Source organism: Pseudomonas syringae, from assembly GCF_021606685.1.
Classification (GTDB): domain Bacteria; phylum Pseudomonadota; class Gammaproteobacteria; order Pseudomonadales; family Pseudomonadaceae; genus Aquipseudomonas; species Aquipseudomonas syringae_R.
In genome coordinates this window covers 26649-47614 of sequence record NZ_WKCB01000012.1, presented here as the reverse complement: position 1 = coordinate 47614, position 20966 = coordinate 26649, and the positions used below count along the sequence as shown (strand labels likewise).

Below are 20966 nucleotides of genomic sequence, written 5' to 3'. Positions count from 1 at the left end.
TGCCCGTAATTCAATTAGTTAGCGCCAAGACGCGGAACACAAACATTCTTATTCCGATTAATTTTCATTTATTATTCAATAACTTAGGTTTGACACTAGAGAATTCGCCGCTCAAACTCCGCCTATATACAGCTATTACAGGGCAGGACCCCAGTCATGAAAGGCGACATCTCAGTCATCCAGCAACTCAACAAAATCCTTGCCAATGAACTGGTCGCGATCAATCAGTACTTTCTGCATGCGCGCATGTACGACGATTGGGGCCTGGAAAAGCTCGGCAAGCGTGAATACAAAGAATCCATCAAAGCCATGAAAGACGCGGACGCGCTGATCAAGCGCATCCTGTTCCTGGAAGGCCTGCCGAACGTACAGGACCTGGGCAAGCTGAACATCGGCGAGCACACCCAGGAAATGATCAGCAGCGACCTGGGCTTTGAACGCAAGAGCCACAGTGACCTCAAGGCCGCCATTGCTCACTGCGAAACCAAGGGCGACTTCGGCAGCCGTGAGCTGTTGGAAGATATCCTGGAAGATCAGGAAGAGCATATCGACTGGCTGGAAACCCAGCTTGGCTTGATCGACAAGGTCAGCCTGGAGAACTACCTGCAATCGCAAATGGGTGAATAACCCTTAGGCGACAGGTACAAAAAAGCCCCGCTCTCTTGGAGAAGCGGGGCTTTTTATTGCAAGCGAATTACGCGTCAGTCTTGGCTGCCGCGTTGGCCGCTGCGTCTTTGATCAGCGCTTGCAACGAACCATCAGCTGCCATTTCAGTGATGATGTCGCTACCGCCGACCAGCTCACCGGCCACCCACAGTTGTGGGAAAGTAGGCCAGTTGGCGTACTTGGGCAGGTTGGCGCGGATTTCCGGGTTTTGCAGGATATCCACATAAGCGAATTTCTCGCCGCACGCCATGATGGCCTGGGACGCCTTCGCGGAGAAACCGCACTGAGGAGCATTCGGAGCGCCCTTCATGTAAAGCAGAATGGTGTTGTTGGCAATCTGCTCTTTGATCGTTTCGATGATATCCATGGAACACCTCGGCTGGAACTTTGCGACTCACAGGTCGGCACGGTGGCGCATTGTAACGCAAAATCCCAGCGTGGTGCTCGGGCACCTTACGCAGCCGCCACCTGCACCGGCACCCCATTCAACGCCGCGTTGCCCGACAATTCGTCCAACTGCCGCTCGTCGGTCAAGTCATTCGCGCTCGCGCCCGGCTGCCCGCTGGCAATAGCCATCTGCACCCCCGGGCGGCCGTGCCCCCAGCCATGCGGCAGGCTGACTACGCCAGGCATCATGTCCAGGCTGGCCACCACCTCCACCTCGATCATGCCGATACGTGAACTCACGCGCACCCGCTGGCCATCGCTCAACTGCCGGTGGCTCAGGTCGTCGGGATGCATCAGCAACTGGTGCCTCGGCTTGCCCTTCACCAACCGGTGATAGTTATGCATCCAGGAATTATTGCTGCGCACATGACGACGGCCGATCAACAGCAGTTCGTCGGCCACCGGCAAGGGCTGCGCGGCAAACCGTGCCAAGTCCGCGAGGATCACCGCCGGTGCGGCCTGCACTTTGCCGTCTGCGGTTTTCAAACGGGCAGCCAAGTTGGGCCTGAGCGGTCCCAGGTCCATGCCATGCGGGTGATCCGCGAGCCTCTCGACCGACAGCTTATGCGCGGACGCATCACCGTACACACCCGCGCGCAGCCCCAAGTCGATCATCTGCGCCGGAGGCAGGGTCGGTTTGAGCGCGGCGCCGGTCTGAGCGGCAAACGCCTTGGCCAGACCGACGAAAATCTCCCAGTCGTGCAGCGCCCCAGCGGGCTTGGGCAGGATTGCGCGGTTGAAACGCGTCACGTTGCGCACCGCGAACATGTTGAACGTAGTGTCGTAGTGATCGTTTTCCAAGGCAGAAGTAGACGGCAGAATCAGGTCGGCGTATCGCGTCGTCTCGTTGATATACAGGTCGATGCTGACCATGAACTCCAGCCCGTCCAGCGCCTGTTCCAACTGGCGACCATTGGGCGTCGACAACACCGGGTTGCCCGCCACCGTCACCAAGGCGCGGATCTGCCCCTCGCCTGCGGTGAGCATTTCTTCGGCCAACGCCGACACCGGTAACTCGCCACCGTATTCCGGGCGCGCCGAAACCCGGCTCTGCCAGCGATTGAAATGCCCGCCGCCGGTAGACGCCACCAGGTCTACCGCCGGTGTAGTGCACACCGCGCCACCGACGCGGTCGAGGTTGCCGGTCACCAGGTTGATCAGCTGCACCAACCAATGACACAAGGTACCGAACGCCTGGGTCGAGACGCCCATGCGCCCATAACACACGGCCTTGTCAGCGGCGGCAAAGTCCCGCGCCAGCTGGCGGATCTGCTCGGCGGGCACTGCACACTGGCGGCTCATGGCGTCGGCGGTAAACCCGGCAATCGCCGCGCGCACATCGTCCAGGCCCTCGATCGGCAAGTGGCTGTCGCGGGTCAGGTGCTCGGCAAACAAGGTGTTTAGCACGCCGAACAACAGCGCCGCATCGCCACCGGGCCGCACGAACAGATGCTGATCGGCCATCGCCGCCGTCTCGCTGCGCCGTGGGTCGACCACCACCACTTTGCCGCCCCGCGCCTGGATGGCCTTGAGGCGCTTCTCCACGTCGGGCACGGTCATGATGCTGCCGTTGGACGCCAACGGGTTACCCCCCAGGATCAGCATGAAGTCGGTGTGGTCGATGTCCGGGATCGGCAGCAACATCCCGTGCCCGTACATCAGGTGGCTGGTGAGGTGATGGGGCAACTGGTCCACCGACGTGGCGGAGAACCGGTTGCGCGTCTTGAGCTGGCCGAGAAAGTAGTTGCTGTGGGTCATCAGCCCATAATTGTGCACGCTGGGGTTGCCCTGATACACCGCCACCGCATTCTGCCCATGGCGCGCCTGAATGCCCGACAGGCGTTCGGCTACCAGCGCAAAGGCGTCTTCCCACGCAATCGGCTGCCATTCGCTGCCCACACGCAACATGGGCTGGTGCAGGCGGTCCGGGTCATTCTGGATGTCCTGCAGGGCCACGGCCTTGGGGCAGATATGCCCGCGACTGAAAGTATCCAGCGTATCGCCCTTGATCGAGGTGATCGCCAGGCTGCCGTCGTCGGCTTGGGTGGTTTCCAGGGTCAGGCCGCAGATGGCTTCACACAGATGGCAGGCACGGTGGTGGAGAGTCTTGGTCATGGCCAGTCTCTTTATAGGGGCTTTGACTTCACTATGGGCCGCGACCCGCTCGGGCACCAGTAACGTTCGCCCCGTGAATCGACGGGCATCAGGCCAGGCCATGGCCAAGCGTGAGCAAATGTTTCAGAAACTTCACGTGCAGCCGCTGAAACCGACATAACCTGGCCTGGCCCCGCCCCCGCGCATTGCAAAAGGTTGCAACGCCAGTGTACAAATGGCCCGCTGCTGTCAGGAAATCGTCTTCAAAAGCGCTTTGGCGCCCTGCTTGAACGCCCTTAAAAACCGTAGCCCTATTGGTAAGACGCGACATTTAATTATAAGATCGCGCCTTCCCCTATTTCGTCGCCCCGTGCGGCTTTCGCCGCAGGTCTCGCCCGTTGTCACAATAAACAAGGCTTTGAGTATCTGCGGTCTGTTGCAAAAAGGTAGTTAATGATGAGCGCAAGGCACTTTCTCTCCCTGATGGATTGCACGCCCCAAGAGCTGGTCAGCGTGATCCGTCGAGGCATTGAGCTTAAAGACCTGCGTAACCGCGGCGTACTGTTCGAGCCTTTGAAAAACCGCGTACTCGGGATGATTTTCGAGAAGTCGTCGACCCGCACGCGTCTGTCCTTCGAAGCCGGCATGATTCAACTGGGTGGCCAGGCCATCTTCCTGTCACCGCGCGACACCCAACTGGGCCGTGGCGAGCCGATCAGCGACTGCGCCATTGTGATGTCGCGCATGCTCGACGCAGTGATGATCCGCACCTTTGCCCACAGCATCCTCACCGAATTTTCCGCCAACTCGCGCGTGCCGGTGATCAACGGCCTGTCCGATGACCTGCACCCCTGCCAGTTGCTGGCCGACATGCAAACCTTCCTGGAGCACCGTGGTTCGATCCAGGGCAAGACCGTGGCCTGGATCGGCGACGGCAACAACATGTGCAACAGCTATATAGAAGCGGCGATCCAGTTCGACTTCCAACTGCGCATCGCATGCCCGGAAGGCTATGAGCCCGACGCGCGCTTCCTCGAACAAGCCGGTGACCGTGTGACGCTGGTGCGCGACCCGCGTGACGCCGTGATCGGCGCTCACCTGGTCAGTACCGACGTCTGGACCTCCATGGGCCAGGAAGACGAAACCGCCAAGCGCCTGGCCCTGTTTGCGCCCTACCAGGTCACCCGTGCCCTGCTCGACACGGCCGCACCGGACGTGCTGTTCATGCACTGCCTGCCGGCCCACCGTGGCGAAGAAATCAGCCTCGACCTGCTCGACGACCCACGCTCCGTAGCCTGGGACCAGGCGGAAAACCGTCTGCACGCACAAAAGGCCCTGCTGGAATTCCTGGTCGAGCCGGCGTACCACCACGCATGAGCCAGCCATTACTGCTGAACCTGCGCAATCTGGCATGCGGCTATCAAGATCAACGGGTGGTACAGAACCTCAACCTGCACCTCAATGCCGGCGACATCGGTTGCCTGCTGGGCTCCTCGGGCTGCGGTAAAACCACCACCCTGCGCGCGATCGCCGGGTTTGAGCCGGTGCATGAAGGCGAAATCAGCCTGGCCGGTGAAGTCATCTCCAGCGCCGGTTTCACCCTGGCCCCGGAGAAACGTCGGATCGGCATGGTGTTCCAGGACTACGCGCTATTTCCCCACCTGAGTGTGGCCGACAACATCGCATTCGGTATCCGCAAGCATCCGCAAAAGGATCGCGTGGTCGCCGAGCTGCTGGAGCTGGTCAACCTCAAGAACCTGGGCAAGCGCTTCCCCCACGAGCTTTCCGGCGGCCAGCAGCAACGCGTCGCCCTGGCTCGTGCTCTGGCGCCCGAGCCCCAGTTGCTGTTGCTGGATGAGCCGTTCTCCAACCTTGACGGCGAACTGCGCCGCAAGCTCAGCCACGAGGTGCGCGACATCCTCAAGGCTCGCGGCACCAGTGCGATTCTGGTCACCCATGACCAGGAAGAAGCGTTCGCCGTGAGCGATCAGGTCGGTGTTTTCAAGGAAGGTCGGCTTGAGCAGTGGGACACGCCCTACAACCTTTACCACGAACCGCAGACGCCTTACGTCGCCAGCTTTATCGGCCAGGGCTACTTCATCCGTGGTCAACTGAGTTCACCGGAGTCGGTGCATACCGAGCTGGGCGACCTGCGCGGCAACCGCGCCTACACCTGGCCAACGGGTGGCGCGGTGGATGTGCTGCTACGCCCGGATGACATCGTCTACGCGCCGGACAGCGCGCTCAAAGCGCGGATCGTCGGCAAGACTTTCCTTGGCGCCTCGACCCTGTACCGCCTGCAACTGCCGACGGGCGCGCAGCTGGAGTCGATTTTCCCCAGCCATGCCGACCATCAAGTGGGCGCGGACGTGGGGATTCGTGTGGCCGCCGAGCATTTAGTCCTGTTCCAGGCCTGCGGCAGTACTGCCGCGCAAATTCCTCAGGCCGAATCCGGCGTGCGCCGCTACAGCCCGGCCAACTGATTATCTGAAAACACAAAGAACCAATGTGGGAGGGGGCTTGCCCCCGATAGCGCTGGGTCAGTTAGAGATAAGCTGACTGATACACCGCCATCGGGGGCAAGCCCCCTCCTACATTGGGGCTCATGCATTTCAAAGTCGATGTCAGGCCCGGCCAATCGGCGCGAATTTGGCCTGGGTATGCTCCGCCAGCACCGCCGCCGGCAGCTCCACTTCCAGGCCCCTCCTGCCGGCACTCACAAAAATCGTCGCGAACGGTTGGGCCGTCACATCGATAAACGTGCGCAGACGCTTCTTCTGCCCCAAGGGGCTGATACCGCCCAGCAGGTAACCGGTGGAACGCTGCGCCGCTGCCGGGTCGGCCATCTCGACTTTTTTCACGCCGGCCGCTTGAGCCAGGGCCTTGAGGTCCAGACTTCCGACGACCGGCACCACCGCCACCAATAATTCACCCTTTTCACTGCTGGCCAACAAGGTCTTGAACACCTGCGCCGGGTCGAGGCTCAATTTTTCCGCGGCCTCCAGGCCATACGAGGCCGCCTTGGGGTCGTGCTCGTAACTGTGGATGCGATGTTCGGCGCGAACTTTTTTCAACAAATCCAAAGCGGGGGTCATGGCCTCTCCGGGCGTGGCAAACGGACGGCCAATTCTAGGCCAAGCCCGCGCAAAACGCTCTAGTACGCCCCCTCTCCCGCCACACAGGCAGCGGCGCAAGTGTGATCATTCACCAGACCAATAGTTAGAAAGTGACCGGCAGTTCACTTTCGACCTTTGACAGCCGTGATTCTTGTCTATATTTTTTCGTTTCCGAATACTGTAGGAATAGAACTACAGTAATCGAGCAGTAAGCCGTGTCGCAGATGGGGATCTGCGTCACGGTGAAAATCGCGCATGGCCCGTTGAGGCCAATCGCCAGACAAGAACAACAATTGAGGTTTTCCATGACAACTGCTCTTCAACAGCCTTCACTTTCGAGCCAATGCATGGCCGAATTCCTGGGGACTGCGCTGCTGATCTTCTTCGGTACAGGATGTGTTGCTGCCCTCAAGGTCGCGGGTGCCAGCTTTGGCTTATGGGAAATCAGCATCATCTGGGGGCTCGGCGTCAGCATGGCGATCTACCTGAGCGCCGGTATTTCCGGGGCCCACCTCAATCCGGCGGTCAGTATCGCCCTGTGTATTTTTGCCGACTTCGACAAGCGCAAACTGCCCTTCTATATCCTCGCCCAAGTCGCCGGCGCGTTCTGCTCGGCGGCCTTGGTGTACACGCTCTACAGCAATCTGTTTTTCGATTACGAACAAACTCACCATCTGGTCCGCGGCACGCAAGCCAGCCTGGAATTGGCCTCGGTGTTCTCCACCTACCCCCATGCACTGTTGAGCACCGCCCAGGCGTTCCTGGTGGAAATGGTCATCACCGCGATCCTGATGGGCGTGATCATGGCCCTCACCGATGACAACAACGGCTTGCCACGCGGCCCGCTGGCTCCCCTGCTGATCGGCCTGCTGATCGCCGTGATCGGCAGCGCCATGGGCCCTTTGACCGGCTTTGCGATGAACCCGGCGCGGGATTTCGGCCCCAAACTGATGACCTTTTTCGCCGGCTGGGGTGAAATGGCCTTTACCGGCGGTCGCGATATTCCTTACTTCCTGATTCCAGTTTTCGCGCCAATTGTCGGCGCATGCCTCGGTGCTGCGGCGTATCGCGGGCTGATTGCCCGCCATCTGCCAAGCTCCGAACCTGCTATAGCTGAAATACCTGACACGGCTGTCAACGGCAAGACTCGTATTTCCTGAAAGCGCCAGCCTGGTCCCCTGCCCTTCGCGGCCCAGGCTGATTTCTGACTTCCTTATTTCTTCCAAGGCAATTCACATGACCGATATCGAGAATAAGAACTACATCATTGCCCTCGATCAGGGCACCACCAGTTCCCGCGCGATCATCTTCGATCGTGACGCCAACGTGGTCTGCACCGCTCAGCGTGAATTCACTCAGCACTACCCGCAGGCGGGCTGGGTCGAACACGACCCGATGGAAATCTTCGCCACTCAGAGCGCGGTGATGGTCGAGGCCCTGGCACAAGCCGGCCTGCACCATGACCAGGTCGCCGCCATCGGTATTACTAACCAGCGTGAAACCACGGTGGTATGGGACAAAATCACCGGCCGCCCGATCTACAACGCGATCGTCTGGCAGTGCCGCCGCAGCACCGAGATTTGCCAGCAGCTCAAGCGCGACGGCCATGAGCAATACATCAACGACGCCACGGGCCTGGTTACCGACCCGTACTTCTCCGGCACCAAGCTCAAGTGGATCCTCGACAACGTCGAAGGCAGCCGCGAGCGTGCGCGCAACGGCGAACTGCTGTTCGGCACCATCGACAGCTGGCTGATCTGGAAATTTACCGGCGGCAAGACCCACGTTACCGACTACACCAACGCCTCGCGCACCATGCTCTTCAACATCCACACCCTGGAGTGGGATGCGAAGATGCTGGAGATTCTCGACGTGCCGCGTGAAATGCTGCCGGAAGTGAAGTCCTCCTCGGAAATCTACGGCCGTACCAAAAGCGGCATCGCCATCGGCGGTATCGCCGGTGACCAGCAAGCGGCACTGTTCGGCCAGATGTGCGTTGAAGCCGGCCAGGCCAAGAACACCTACGGCACCGGCTGCTTCCTGCTGATGAACACCGGCGACAAGGCGGTTAAATCCAAGCACGGCATGCTCACCACCATCGCCTGCGGGCCGCGCGGCGAAGTGGCCTACGCGCTGGAAGGCGCCGTATTCAACGGCGGCTCCACCGTGCAGTGGCTGCGTGACGAGCTGAAAATCATCGCCGACGCCACCGACACCGAGTACTTTGCCGGCAAGGTCAAGGACAGCAACGGCGTGTACCTGGTCCCGGCCTTCACCGGCCTGGGCGCTCCCTACTGGGACCCGTATGCCCGTGGCGCGCTGTTCGGCCTGACCCGTGGCGTACGCGTGGATCACATTATTCGCGCAGCACTGGAGTCGATCGCCTACCAGACCCGCGACGTACTTGACGCGATGCAGCAGGATTCCGGCGAACGCCTCAAGGCCCTGCGTGTGGACGGCGGTGCGGTGGCCAACAACTTCCTGATGCAATTCCAGGCCGACATCCTCGGCACCCAGGTTGAGCGCCCACAAATGCGCGAAACCACCGCACTCGGCGCCGCCTACCTGGCCGGCCTGGCCTGCGGGTTCTGGGGCAGCCTGGACGAGTTGCGCGGCAAGGCTGTGATCGAGCGCGAATTCGAGCCGCAGCTGGATGAAGTGGCCAAGGAGAAGCTCTACGCCGGCTGGCAGAAAGCGGTCAGCCGCACCCGCGACTGGGAACCGCACGAAGGCGCTGAATAAGCCAACGTCGGGTTGTAACTGGCAGGGAGCAGATTCCTGCGTCATCATGGGCCACTTTTGTACGGCAGCCCAAAGGACGCCCCATGAATCTGCCTCCCCGCCAGCAACAAATCCTCGAACTGGTCCGCGAACGCGGCTACGTCAGTATCGAGGAAATGGCGCAGCTCTTCGTTGTCACCCCGCAAACCATCCGCCGCGATATCAACCAGCTGGCGGACGCCAATCTGCTGCGCCGCTACCACGGCGGCGCGGCCTATGACTCCAGTGTCGAAAACACCGCGTACGCCATGCGTGCCGACCAGATGCGCGACGAGAAACAGCGCATCGGCGAAGCCATCGCCGCGCAAATCCCCGATCACGCCTCGCTGTTCATCAATATCGGTACTACCACCGAATCCATCGCCCGCGCGCTGCTCAACCACAACCACCTGAAAATCATCACCAACAACCTCAACGTCGCCACCATGCTCAGTGCCAAGGACGACTTTGATGTCTTGCTGACCGGCGGTAACGTACGCCGGGACGGCGGTGTGGTGGGCCAGGCGAGCGTCGACTTTATCAACCAGTTCAAGGTCGACTTCGCCCTGGTGGGCATCAGCGGCATCGACGAAGACGGCAGTTTGCTCGACTTCGATTACCAGGAGGTGCGGGTTTCCCAGGCGATTATTGCCAATGCACGCCAGGTGATCCTGGCGGCGGACTCAAGCAAATTCGGGCGCAACGCCATGATTCGCCTGGGGCCGATCAGTTTGGTGGACTGTTTGGTGACCGATCAGCAGCCGGTGCCGGCGCTGGTGCAGTTGTTGAATGAGCATAAGGTTCGGCTGGAAGTGGTTTAGCGACTGCACTACCGCCATCGGGGGCAAGCCCCCTCCCACAGGTGACCGTGTTTCTAATGTAGGAATGCGGTCAAAATGTGGGAGGGGGCTTGCCCCCGATAGCAATCTATCTGGCCCCCCCTCCCCCAGGCCCATGTTCACAATTCTTCCTTTTCCCGCCCTTCGATGAGTTTTTTCAATCGAAGTCGGGTGGCTGTGCCCGCGTTTATCAGCTACCATTTTCGCAAATGAACATTAATGTTCGAATTCCAATACGAAAAAGATCGCGAGGCCAGCCGATGAACCCTTCTACCTTGCCTGCCCCACCGCTTGCCGAAGTCTATGACGTTGCCGTTATCGGTGGCGGGATCAACGGCGTCGGCATTGCAGCAGACGCAGCCGGGCGCGGTTTGTCGGTATTCCTTTGCGAAAAGGACGACCTGGCCAGCCACACCTCCTCCGCCAGCAGCAAACTGATCCACGGCGGCCTGCGTTACCTCGAACATTACGAATTCCGCCTGGTGCGCGAAGCCCTGGCCGAACGCGAAGTGCTGCTGGCCAAGGCGCCGCACATCGTCAAGCAGATGCGTTTTGTGCTGCCCCATCGCCCGCACCTGCGCCCGGCGTGGATGATTCGTGCCGGCCTGTTCCTGTATGACCACCTGGGCAAGCGCGAGAAGCTCGCCGGCTCTAAAAGCCTCAAGTTCGGTGCCGACAGCCCGCTCAAAAGCGAAATCACCAAAGGTTTTGAGTACTCCGATTGCTGGGTCGACGACGCCCGCCTGGTTGTGCTCAACGCCATGGCCGCCCGCGAAAAAGGCGCGCACATCCACACCCAGACCCGTTGCATCAGCGCGCACCGCAGCAACGGCATGTGGGAAATGAACATGGAACGCGCCGACGGCAGCCTGTTCTCGATTCGCGCCCGCGCACTGGTCAACGCGGCAGGCCCATGGGTCGCCAAGTTCATCAAGGACGACCTCAAGCTGACCTCGCCCTACGGCATCCGCCTGATCCAGGGCAGCCACTTGATCGTGCCGAAACTGTACGAAGGCGCGCACGCGCACATCCTGCAGAACGAAGACCAGCGAATCGTCTTCACCATTCCGTACCTGAACCACCTGACCATCATCGGCACCACCGACCGCGAATACACCGGCGATCCGGCGAAAGTTGCGATCACCGAAGGTGAAACCGACTACATGCTCAAGGTGGTTAACGCACACTTCAAGAAGCAACTGAGCCGCGACGATATCGTCCACACCTACTCGGGCGTGCGCCCGCTGTGCAACGACGAGTCGGACAACCCGTCGGCCATCACCCGTGACTACACCCTGGCGCTGTCCGGCGCGACTGGCGAGGCGCCGATCCTGTCGGTGTTCGGTGGCAAGCTGACCACCTACCGCAAACTCGCCGAGTCGGCGATGGCGCAACTGGCGCCGTATTTCACACAGATGCGCCCAAGCTGGACGGCCACGGCCAGCCTGCCGGGCGGCGAAGACATGACCACGCCTGAAGCCCTGGCCGACGCCATTCGTGCCAAATTCGACTGGGTGCCGAGCGAAATCGCGCGCCGCTGGTCCACCACCTACGGCAGCCGCACCTGGCGCCTGCTCGAAGGCGTGCAGTCGCTGGCCGACCTGGGTGACCACTTGGGTGGCGGCCTGTACACCCGTGAGGTTGACTACCTGTGCGCCGAGGAATGGGTGACCCAACCCCAGGACGTGCTGTGGCGCCGTACCAAGCTGGGCCTGTTCACCACCGCGCAAGAGCAGGACAACGTGCAGCGCTACCTGTCCAAGGTTGAGCAGAGCCGCAGAAAGATCGAAGCAGCCTGACAGGCATTTCCTACAAAAGCCCCTGTGCCGCAAGGTTCAGGGGCTTTTTTATGCCGGGCACTTTAGCCGGGGCTTTCATTCGGTTTTCCGAACGTCGCATGCCGGCCTATTCGGTTTGCCGGACCCATGCGTCGAACATCTCCCGTCACACAAAGTTAATATTCATATAAATCAGCTAGTTAAGCTTTTATTGGCAGCCTGGCACGACTCATGCTCTACACTCCTTGACGATTGCCTGAGACGCCTCAGGAGCCGTCACGGGCATTCGCAGTACAAGAGAGCCGCTTAACTGGCTTCATAAAAAAAACAAATGTCGAGGAAGTATTGATGCGCATCGTTCCCCATATCCTGGGCGCAGCTATCGCTGCTGCTCTGATCAGCACTCCAGTTTTTGCCGCCGAACTCACCGGCACACTGAAGAAAATCAACGACTCCGGCACCATCACCCTCGCGCACCGCGACAGCTCCATTCCGTTTTCCTACATCGCGGATGGTTCGGGCAAACCGGTTGGCTACTCCCACGACATCCAGGTAGCTGTCGTCGAGCAACTGAAAAAAGACCTGAACAAGCCCGACCTCAAGACCAAGTACAACCTGGTCACCTCGCAAACGCGCATTCCGCTGATCCAGAACGGCACGGCGGACCTTGAGTGCGGTTCCACCACCAACAACGCCGAGCGTGCCCAGCAAGTCGACTTCACCGTCAACATCTTCGAAATCGGCACCCGTCTGCTGGTCAAGAAAGACAAGGAAGGCAAGCCGTCCTACAACGACTTTGCCGACCTGAAAGGCAAGAACGTCGTGACCACCGCTGGCACCACGTCCGAGCGCATCATCAAAGCAATGAACGCCGACAAGCAGATGGGCATGAACGTCATCTCCGCCAAAGACCACGGTGAATCCTTCCAGATGCTCGAAAGCGGCCGCGCCGTTGCGTTCATGATGGATGACGCCCTGCTGGCCGGTGAAGAAGCCAAGGCCAAGAAGCCGGATGACTGGGTCATCACCGGTACTCCACAGTCCTTCGAAGCCTACGCGTGCATGGTTCGCAAAGGCGATCCAGACTTCAAGAAAGCCGTAGATGGCGCCATCACCGCCCTGTACAAATCCGGTGAAATCAACAAGATCTACAGCAAGTGGTTCGAGAGCCCGATTCCACCTAAAGGCCTGAACCTGAACTTCCCGATGAGTGACAAGGTTAAAGAGCTGATCGCCAACCCAAGCGACAAGCCAGCGCCTGACGTAAAAATCTGACACTGATCTAACCTTATCTCCTGAGGGGGGCAACCCTCCCTCAGGCGTCTGTAATTACCTGCTGGTTTTAACTTGGAACACTCGACCTGGCGGTTTTCGAGCCGATCGCGTGTGCCTGGCGTTCATCGCCGGGCGGGAAGGGATTTTCCCCAAGCGGGTGCTTGTACATCGATCGATCTCGAGGGGAGACCCTAATGAATTACAACTGGGACTGGGGCGTGTTCTTCAAGTCCACCGGCGTGGGCAGCGAGACGTATCTCGACTGGTACATCGCCGGTTTGGGCTGGACCATCGCCATCGCTGTCGTGGCATGGATTATCGCCTTGCTGCTGGGCTCCATTCTGGGGGTCATGCGCACGGTGCCAAACCGCATCGTGGCCGGCATCGCGACCTGCTACGTGGAACTGTTTCGTAACGTGCCGCTGCTGGTTCAGCTGTTCATCTGGTACTTCCTGATACCCGACCTGCTGCCGCAAAACCTGCAGGACTGGTACAAGCAAGACCTGAACCCGACCACCTCGGCCTACCTGAGCGTCGTCGTGTGCCTGGGCCTGTTCACCGCCGCCCGTGTGTGCGAGCAAGTGCGCACCGGCATCCAGGCGTTACCACGCGGCCAGGAATCAGCCGCGCGGGCCATGGGCTTCAAGCTGCCGCAGATCTACTGGAACGTGCTGCTGCCCCAGGCCTACCGCATCATCATTCCGCCGCTTACCTCGGAATTCCTCAACGTATTCAAGAACTCCTCCGTGGCGTCCTTGATCGGCCTGATGGAACTGCTGGCGCAAACCAAGCAGACCGCCGAGTTCTCGGCCAACCTGTTCGAAGCCTTCACCCTGGCCACGCTGATCTACTTCACCCTGAACATGAGCCTGATGCTGCTGATGCGCCTGGTCGAGAAGAAAGTCGCCGTGCCCGGCCTGATCTCCGTGGGGGGTAAATAATGGACTTTGATTTCAGTGGCATCATCCCCGCCATCCCCGGCCTGTGGAACGGCATGGTCATGACCCTGCAGTTGATGGTCATGGGCGTGATCGGCGGTATCGCGCTGGGGACGGTGCTGGCGCTGATGCGCTTGTCGTCGAGCAAACTGCTGTCCCGCGTGGCCGGCGCCTACGTGAACTACTTCCGTTCGATCCCGCTGCTGCTGGTGATCACCTGGTTCTACCTGGCGGTGCCGTTCGTGTTGCGCTGGATCACCGGCGAAGACACGCCGATCGGCGCGTTCACCTCCTGCGTCGTGGCCTTCATGATGTTCGAAGCCGCGTACTTCTGTGAGATCGTGCGGGCCGGCGTGCAGTCGATCCCCAAGGGCCAGATGGGTGCGGCACAAGCGATGGGCATGACCTATGGCCAGACCATGCGCCTGATCATCCTGCCCCAGGCGTTCCGCAAGATGACCCCGTTGCTGCTGCAACAGAGCATCATCCTGTTCCAGGACACCTCGCTGGTTTACACCGTGGGCCTGGTGGACTTCCTCAACTCCGCCCGCTCCAACGGCGACATCATCGGCCGCTCCAATGAGTTCCTGATCTTCGCCGGTGTCGTCTACTTCATCATCAGCTTTTCCGCCTCGCTGCTGGTCAAGCGTCTGCAAAAAAGGTTTGCCGTATGATCTCTATCAAGAACATCAACAAGTGGTATGGCGACTTCCAGGTGCTGACTGATTGCAGCACTGATGTCAAAAAAGGCGAAGTGATCGTGGTGTGCGGGCCATCGGGCTCGGGCAAGTCCACGCTGATCAAGTGCGTCAACGCGCTGGAGCCGTTCCAGAAAGGCGACATCGTGGTCGACGGCACCTCCATTGCCGACCCCAAGACCAACCTGCCGAAACTGCGTTCGCGCGTGGGCATGGTGTTCCAGCATTTCGAGCTGTTCCCGCACCTGACCATCACCGAAAACCTGACCATCGCGCAGATCAAGGTGCTCGGCCGCAGCAAGGAAGAAGCCACCAAGAAGGGCCTGCAACTGCTTGAGCGCGTCGGCCTGTCGGCACACGCCCACAAGCACCCAGGCCAACTGTCCGGTGGCCAGCAGCAGCGTGTGGCGATTGCCCGCGCCCTGGCCATGGACCCGATCGTCATGCTGTTCGACGAACCGACCTCGGCCCTGGACCCGGAAATGGTCAACGAAGTGCTCGACGTGATGGTGCAGCTGGCCCACGAAGGCATGACCATGATGTGTGTGACCCACGAAATGGGCTTCGCCCGCAAAGTGGCCGACCGCGTGATTTTCATGGACGCCGGCAAGATCATCGAAGACTGCCCGAAAGAAGAGTTCTTCGGCGACATCAGCGCCCGCTCCGAACGCGCGCAGCACTTCCTTGAGAAAATCCTGCAGCACTAAGCCCTACATAGCGCCAACTGTGGAAACCGGGCCAATGTGGGAGGGGGCTTGCCCCCGATAGCGGTGGATCAGCGATAGATAGACCGACTGACAGACTGCAATCGGGGGCAAGCCCCCTCCCACACTGGACCGCACAGGCCGGCAAGCTCTGGTTGACCCAAGGCATCTGTGATGAAATGCGACCCCAACCAATTTCGCGCCGCACCGCCATCACTTGCCGTGAAACCTCGCCTGATTCGCCAACTGTTCCTGCCGCCGTTGATCATCGCCCTGATGGTCGGCCTGGGTTATATCGGCTTCTGGATCAGTGAGTACTATGGCATCCGCACCCTCAGCGACACCGGCGAACGCCAGCTGGAGCTGCATGCCCGTACCGTCGAAAGCGAACTGAGCAAATACACCTACCTGCCCAGTCTGCTGGAACTGGAGTCCAGCGTTTCCAAGCTGCTGGCCGACCCCAACCAGGACACCCGCAAAACCGTCAACGATTACCTTGAAGGCCTGAACCGACGCAGTCGCAGTCGGGCCATCTACGTGATGGACACCACCGGCCGCGTGCTGGCCACCAGTAACTGGCGCGATGCCGACAGTTACCAGGGTGAAGACCTGTCCTTTCGCGCGTATTTCCAGAACGCCGTGCGCGGCCAGCCCGGACGCTTCTACGGCATCGGCAGTACCAACGGCGAACCCGGCTACTACCTGGCCCACGGCCTCGAGGAGCACGGCAAGATCATCGGCGTCGCCGTGGTCAAGGTGCGCCTCGAAGCCCTGGAAGAACGCTGGCAGCGCGCGCGCCTCGAAGCCTTTGTGAGCGACGAGAACGGCATCATCATCCTCTCCAGCGACCCGGCCCGCCGTCTCAAGGCCGTGCGCCCGCTGAGCGAAGAAACCAAAGACCGCCTGGCCCACAGCCTGCAGTATTACTGGGCGACGCTGAACGAACTCGAACCCCTGGCCCGTGAGCGCCTGAATGAAGGCACCGAGAAGCTGACCTTCCCGGCCAACAGCGAAGTGGTCAACGACGAGCACGCCGTCAGCTACCTCGCGCAAACCCGGCCGCTCAACGACACGCCGTGGAACTTCACCCTGCTCACGCCGCTCAACGACCTGCGCCGCGCGGCCATCAACCAGGGCATCCTGGTGGCCGTGGCCTTTGGCCTGGTGGCCTTCCTGTTGATTGCCTGGAACGAACGTCGCAAGGTCATCGCCACCCGCCTCGCCGCGCGGGAAGCCTTGCAGGAAGCCAACAGCCAGCTGGAGCGTCGGATTGCCGAACGCACCACCGACCTGCGCGCCAGCAACGAGCGGCTCAAAGGCCAGATCCGCGAACGCCGCCAGGCCGAGGAAACCCTGCGCCGCGCCCAGGATGAACTGGTGCAGGCCGGCAAACTGGCGGCCATCGGCCAGATGTCCACCAGCATCGCCCACGAACTGAACCAGCCCCTGGCCGCGCTGCGTACGCTGTCGGGCAACACCGTGCGTTTCCTCGAGCGCGGCGCCCTGGACACGGCCAGCGCCAACCTCAAGACCATCAATGAACTGATCGACCGCATGGGCCGCATCACCGCCAGCCTGCGCTCCTTTGCCCGGCGCGGTGATGACCAGGGCGAAGCCAGCCTCGGCAAGGCCGTGGACGCCGCGTTCCAGGTGCTCGGCGCGCGCCTGGACGGCCTGCCGCTGAGCGTGCATCGCGAGTTCAGCAGCGTGCAATTGCAGATCGACCAGACGCGCCTGGAACAGATCCTGGTCAACCTGATCGGCAACGCCCTGGACGCCATGCAGGCGCAGCCGGCCCCTGAGCTGTGGCTGCAAGGCAGCATCGCCGACGGCAAATACCGCCTGCTGGTGCGCGACAACGGCCACGGCATCGACCCCGAGGCCCGCAAGCATTTATTCGAACCGTTCTTCACCACCAAACCCGGCGAACAAGGCCTGGGCCTGGGCCTGACCCTGTCCGCCAGCCTCGCCGCGGCCACCGGCGGCAACCTCGCCGTGGAACACCCGGCCAGTGGTGGTACGGCCTTTGTCCTGTGCCTGCCGCTGGTGAGCACTCAACAAGCTGAGTCGACATGAATACAGACGCTACAGACAACCTCACCGTGCTGATCGTCGAAGACGACCCCCATGTACTGCTCGGCTGCCAGCAGGCGCTGGCGCTGGAAGACATTCCCAGCGTGGGCGTGGGCAGTGCCGAAGAGGCGTTGAAGCGTATCGGCGAAAACTTCGCGGGTATCGTCATCAGCGATATCCGCCTGCCGGGCATCGACGGCCTGGAGCTGCTCACGCGCCTCAAGACCCTGGATAAAAGCCTGCCGGTGGTGCTGATCACCGGGCATGGCGACATCTCCATGGCCGTCGGCGCCATGCGCAGCGGCGCCTATGACTTCATGGAGAAACCCTTCTCCCCGGAACGTCTGGTGGATGTCGCTCGCCGTGCCCTGGAGCAGCGTGGGCTGGCGCGGGAAGTCTGGTCGCTGCGCCGCCAACTGGCCGAGCGCGACTCCCTGGAAGGCCGCATCATCGGCCGCTCGCCGGCCATGCAGAACCTTCGCGAGCTGATCGCCAACGTCGCCGATACGTCGGCCAACGTATTGATCGAGGGCGAGACCGGCACCGGCAAGGAACTGGTCGCACGCTGCCTGCATGATTTCAGTCGGCGTCATGCCCATCAGTTCGTCGCCCTGAACTGCGGCGGCCTGCCGGAGAACCTGTTCGAAAGCGAGATTTTCGGCCACGAGGCCAACGCCTTTACCGGCGCCGGCAAGCGCCGCATCGGCAAGATCGAGCACGCCCACGAAGGCACGTTGTTCCTCGATGAAGTCGAAAGCATGCCGATCAACCTGCAGATCAAGCTGCTGCGGGTGCTGCAGGAACGCACCCTGGAACGCCTGGGATCGAACCAGAGCGTGGCGGTGGATTGCCGGGTGATTGCTGCCACCAAGTCCGACCTCGACGAACTGAGCCGCGCCAACCAGTTTCGCAGCGACCTGTATTACCGGCTGAACGTGGTCACGCTGGAGCTGCCGCCCCTGCGCGAACGCCGCGAAGACATCCTGCAACTGTTCGAGCACTTTCTGCAGCAGTCGTCCCTGCGCTTTGATCGCGCCGCGCCGGAACTCGACAACCAGACCGTGTCGAGCCTGATGAGCCACGACTGGCCGGGCAACGTGCGCGAACTGCGCAACGTCGCTGAACGCTTTGCCCTCGGCCTGCCCGCCTTCAAGAAAAGCGGCGCCAGCGGCAGCGGCCATGGCCTGGCCTTTACCGAAGCGGTGGAAGCCTTTGAACGCAACCTGCTGGTGGACGCGCTGCAGCGCAGCGGCGGCAACCTGACCCAAGCCAGTCAGGAACTGGGGATGGCCAAGACCACCCTGTTCGACAAGGTCAAGAAGTACGGCCTGAGCCACTAAGGAGCGCAGCGTGGATCTGCTATTGAAGGCCGCCCTCGGCGCGGCGGTGGTGTTGATACTGGCCGCGTTGGCCAAGACCAAAAACTATTACATCGCGGGGTTGGTGCCGCTGTTTCCGACCTTCGCCCTGATCGCCCACTACATCGTCGGCAAGGGCCGTTCGGTGGACGACTTGAAGACCACCATCCTGTTCGGGATGTGGTCGATCATTCCGTACTTCGTGTACCTGGCGACGCTGTACGTGATGGTCGACCGCATGCGCCTGGAAGCCTCTCTTGCCGTAGCGGCCGTGGCGTGGTTGATGGCGGCGACGGTGTTGGTCAGCGTGTGGGTTCGCGTGCACGCCTGACCCCTGGCCCGCCCCTTGCATTCACCCTGCAAAGCCCATTCGGCTGGAGTTCATGAGCGATGAGCCCAGTGTCTGAACGGGCGCTGCCATGGGTGAAACCGCTCCGTGAACATTCTTGACCTCGACCACAGCCTCACCAGCCAGACGCCGATTGCCCAGCGCCTTGCCAGTGGCCAGGCCACCCGCCTGGACTTGCTGGACCTTGGGCCGAAATTGCGCCTCTGGTCTACCGAAAAAACCTATCAAAACTTTGCCCGACGCCTGGCCACACGGCCTCGCCCCAGCGGTGCGCGGCCGGAGATCTTCTTTGTCGGTTCCGGCGATTACCACCACCTGACGCCGGCGTTTCTCGCCGACCTCAAGGAGCCGATCAGCCTGATCCACTTCGACAACCACCCCGACTGGGTGCGCTTTGCGCCCAGGCGTCACTGTGGTTCGTGGGTCAATCGCGCATTGAAGCTGCCGGCGATCAAACGCATCGTCACCCTGGGCCCGTGCAGCGATGACCTGCATAACCCGCAACTGCGCGGCGGCAACCTCGGCGCCCTGAAACGCGGGCACTTGCAGCTGTTTCCCTGGCAGCATCCACCGTCGAAAGTCTGGGGCCGGGTGGGCGACGGTGCCGGCCACCAGCAGCAGGAAAACCACCTGCACTGGCGCAACCTGGCGGAGCTGGACTGGGCCGCGTTTCTCGACCAGATGATCAGCAGCCTGCCCACCGAGGCGATCTGGATCACCCTCGACAAAGACGTGCTGGCCAGCGAAGACGCGGCCACCAACTGGGACCAGGGCGGCATGCGCCTGAGCCACTTGCTGCAAGCCCTGCGGGCCCTGGCGGCACGCAAGCGCATCATCGGGATCGACGTGTGTGGCGAGTTCGCCACGCCGGCTTTCAGCAATGCGTTCAAACGCTGGGAAGCCAAGTCCGACCAGCCGCCGCCGGAACGCTGGAGCGCCCAGGACCTGCAGCGCAACGCCGCGACCAATGAAGCCCTGATCGACCTGTTTGAGGAGCTGTTCCCATGACCCTGACCGTGGTGCTGCTGGTGGCGTTTTCCATCGTGCTCGATGTAATCGGCCAGCTATGTTTCAAGCTCGGCCTCGACCGTTTGCCGGAGCTGGAAGGCGGCTTTCGCCTGAATGCCTTCTGGGGCCAGGTGTTCAATGCGCCGTTGTTGTGGGCCGGGATCGGCGCGTATGTGATTGAGTTTTTCGTTTGGCTCGAAGCCCTGTCCCGTGCGCCGTTGAGCCTGTTGTTCCCGGCGGCGGCACTGGCTTATTGCGGCGTGGTACTGGCGGGCAAGGTGGTGCTCGGCGAAACCGTCAGCCGCCGCCGTTGGCTGGGCACAGGGGTGATTACGTTGGGCGTGATGTTGGTGGCAATTGCAGGGAGTCAGGCATGAGTACGCAAACGATGCATACCGGTTGGTTGCACGGGCGCCTCGGCACCGTGGTGCTGTGGGCTTTGCTGATCTGCACCGAGAGTGCCGGGCAGCTGTTTACCAAGGTGGCCGGGGACCAATTGGGGCAGATGGACTTCAGTTGGTTGTGGCTCGCCGAGGTGGCGCGTAACCCAGGGATTCTGGCGGCGATCGCCTGCTACATCGGGGCGTTTTTCGTGTGGATGCTGATCCTGCGGCGCAGCAGCCTGTCCCTGGCCTTTCCCCTGAGTTCACTGGTGTTTGTGGTGGTGTTGCTCGGCTCTTGGCTGGGGCTGGGGGAGCATATCAGCCCGCTGCACTGGGTGGGCGTGGCGGTGATTATCGGCGGGATCGCGCTGTTGGCGGAGGGCGAGGAAAACTGATAGCGAGCATGAAATGCAGGCAAATGTGGGAGGGGGCTTGCTCCCGATGAGGGAGTGTCAGTTGATAAATACTTAACTGACCCAC

20 protein-coding genes are annotated in these 20966 nt (G+C 61.1%); 17 read left to right on the top strand and 3 right to left on the bottom strand.

Going from position 1 to position 20966, the window contains the following annotated elements; genetic code table 11:
- Positions 1–156 precede the first annotated feature (156 nt).
- A complete protein-coding gene (gene bfr / locus GIW02_RS07420; protein ID WP_012722487.1) occupies positions 157–627 on the top strand; it encodes a bacterioferritin in 471 nt (156 codons plus the stop codon).
- Positions 628–694: 67 nt separating this feature from the next.
- Here the strand turns inward: bfr and grxD are convergent, their stop codons facing one another.
- Entirely contained in the window at positions 695–1033 is a 339-nt protein-coding gene (gene grxD, locus GIW02_RS07415) for a Grx4 family monothiol glutaredoxin (RefSeq protein WP_010212745.1), read from the bottom strand.
- Between the two features lie 86 nt (positions 1034–1119).
- Positions 1120–3228, bottom strand: coding sequence for a molybdopterin oxidoreductase family protein (locus GIW02_RS07410; protein WP_236415955.1), 2109 nt, complete (start codon positions 3226–3228; stop codon positions 1120–1122).
- Between the two features lie 435 nt (positions 3229–3663).
- On the opposite strand from GIW02_RS07410, the gene argF reads away from it, so the two are divergent.
- Both argF and GIW02_RS07400 read left to right on the top strand, forming a co-directional pair.
- Positions 3664–4584: an ornithine carbamoyltransferase gene (argF, locus tag GIW02_RS07405; RefSeq protein ID WP_236415954.1), complete on the top strand. Its 921-nt coding sequence runs from the start codon at positions 3664–3666 to the stop codon at positions 4582–4584.
- Positions 4581–5690: an ABC transporter ATP-binding protein gene (locus GIW02_RS07400; protein WP_236415951.1), complete on the top strand. Its 1110-nt coding sequence runs from the start codon at positions 4581–4583 to the stop codon at positions 5688–5690. Before argF ends, GIW02_RS07400 begins: the two co-directional genes overlap by 4 nt.
- Positions 5691–5831: 141 nt before the next feature.
- Here the strand turns inward: GIW02_RS07400 and ybaK are convergent, their stop codons facing one another.
- Positions 5832–6302: a Cys-tRNA(Pro) deacylase gene (ybaK, locus tag GIW02_RS07395; protein ID WP_169376649.1), complete on the bottom strand. Its 471-nt coding sequence runs from the start codon at positions 6300–6302 to the stop codon at positions 5832–5834.
- A gap of 326 nt (positions 6303–6628) precedes the next feature.
- Between ybaK and GIW02_RS07390 the strand changes: the two genes are divergently transcribed.
- The 14 genes from GIW02_RS07390 (at position 6629) to GIW02_RS07325 (ending at position 20881) form a co-directional block, all read left to right on the top strand.
- The gene (locus GIW02_RS07390) at positions 6629–7483 is read left to right on the top strand and encodes an MIP/aquaporin family protein (protein WP_236421812.1); all 855 of its coding nucleotides are present in this window, start codon (positions 6629–6631) and stop codon (positions 7481–7483) included.
- 76 nt (positions 7484–7559) lie between these two features.
- Positions 7560–9065, top strand: a complete 1506-nt coding sequence (glpK, locus tag GIW02_RS07385) for a glycerol kinase GlpK (protein ID WP_236419823.1) — start codon at positions 7560–7562, stop codon at positions 9063–9065.
- 83 nt (positions 9066–9148) lie between these two features.
- Complete coding sequence (locus GIW02_RS07380) at positions 9149–9904, top strand: DeoR/GlpR family transcriptional regulator (RefSeq protein WP_017526345.1); 756 nt, start codon at positions 9149–9151, stop codon at positions 9902–9904.
- Positions 9905–10182: 278 nt separating this feature from the next.
- On the top strand, positions 10183–11721 hold the full coding sequence (gene glpD / locus GIW02_RS07375) for a glycerol-3-phosphate dehydrogenase (protein WP_236418423.1): 1539 nt from the start codon (positions 10183–10185) through the stop codon (positions 11719–11721).
- A gap of 327 nt (positions 11722–12048) precedes the next feature.
- Positions 12049–12975 (top strand): glutamate/aspartate ABC transporter substrate-binding protein, encoded by a 927-nt coding sequence (locus tag GIW02_RS07370; RefSeq protein WP_236418424.1) that lies wholly within the window; start codon positions 12049–12051, stop codon positions 12973–12975.
- A 194-nt stretch (positions 12976–13169) separates the two neighbouring features.
- Positions 13170–13916, top strand: a complete 747-nt coding sequence (locus GIW02_RS07365) for an amino acid ABC transporter permease (protein WP_105696370.1) — start codon at positions 13170–13172, stop codon at positions 13914–13916.
- Entirely contained in the window at positions 13916–14587 is a 672-nt protein-coding gene (locus GIW02_RS07360; protein WP_236418425.1) for an ABC transporter permease subunit, read from the top strand. Before GIW02_RS07365 ends, GIW02_RS07360 begins: the two co-directional genes overlap by 1 nt.
- On the top strand, positions 14584–15318 hold the full coding sequence (locus tag GIW02_RS07355; RefSeq protein ID WP_049709764.1) for an amino acid ABC transporter ATP-binding protein: 735 nt from the start codon (positions 14584–14586) through the stop codon (positions 15316–15318). The genes GIW02_RS07360 and GIW02_RS07355 overlap by 4 nt, the downstream gene beginning before the upstream one ends.
- Positions 15319–15489: 171 nt before the next feature.
- Positions 15490–17391, top strand: coding sequence for a two-component sensor histidine kinase AauS (gene aauS, locus GIW02_RS07350; protein WP_236418426.1), 1902 nt, complete (start codon positions 15490–15492; stop codon positions 17389–17391).
- The gene (gene aauR, locus GIW02_RS07345; RefSeq protein WP_268935593.1) at positions 17388–18728 is read left to right on the top strand and encodes a two-component response regulator AauR; all 1341 of its coding nucleotides are present in this window, start codon (positions 17388–17390) and stop codon (positions 18726–18728) included. The genes aauS and aauR overlap by 4 nt, the downstream gene beginning before the upstream one ends.
- 10 nt (positions 18729–18738) lie before the next feature.
- Positions 18739–19077, top strand: a complete 339-nt coding sequence (locus tag GIW02_RS07340) for a GlpM family protein (RefSeq protein ID WP_056858829.1) — start codon at positions 18739–18741, stop codon at positions 19075–19077.
- Positions 19078–19182: 105 nt separating this feature from the next.
- On the top strand, positions 19183–20103 hold the full coding sequence (locus GIW02_RS07335) for an arginase family protein (protein WP_236418427.1): 921 nt from the start codon (positions 19183–19185) through the stop codon (positions 20101–20103).
- Positions 20100–20480, top strand: coding sequence for a DMT family transporter (locus tag GIW02_RS07330; protein WP_236418429.1), 381 nt, complete (start codon positions 20100–20102; stop codon positions 20478–20480). The genes GIW02_RS07335 and GIW02_RS07330 overlap by 4 nt, the downstream gene beginning before the upstream one ends.
- A complete protein-coding gene (locus GIW02_RS07325) occupies positions 20477–20881 on the top strand; it encodes a DMT family transporter (RefSeq protein WP_236421811.1) in 405 nt (134 codons plus the stop codon). Before GIW02_RS07330 ends, GIW02_RS07325 begins: the two co-directional genes overlap by 4 nt.
- Positions 20882–20966 lie beyond the last annotated feature (85 nt).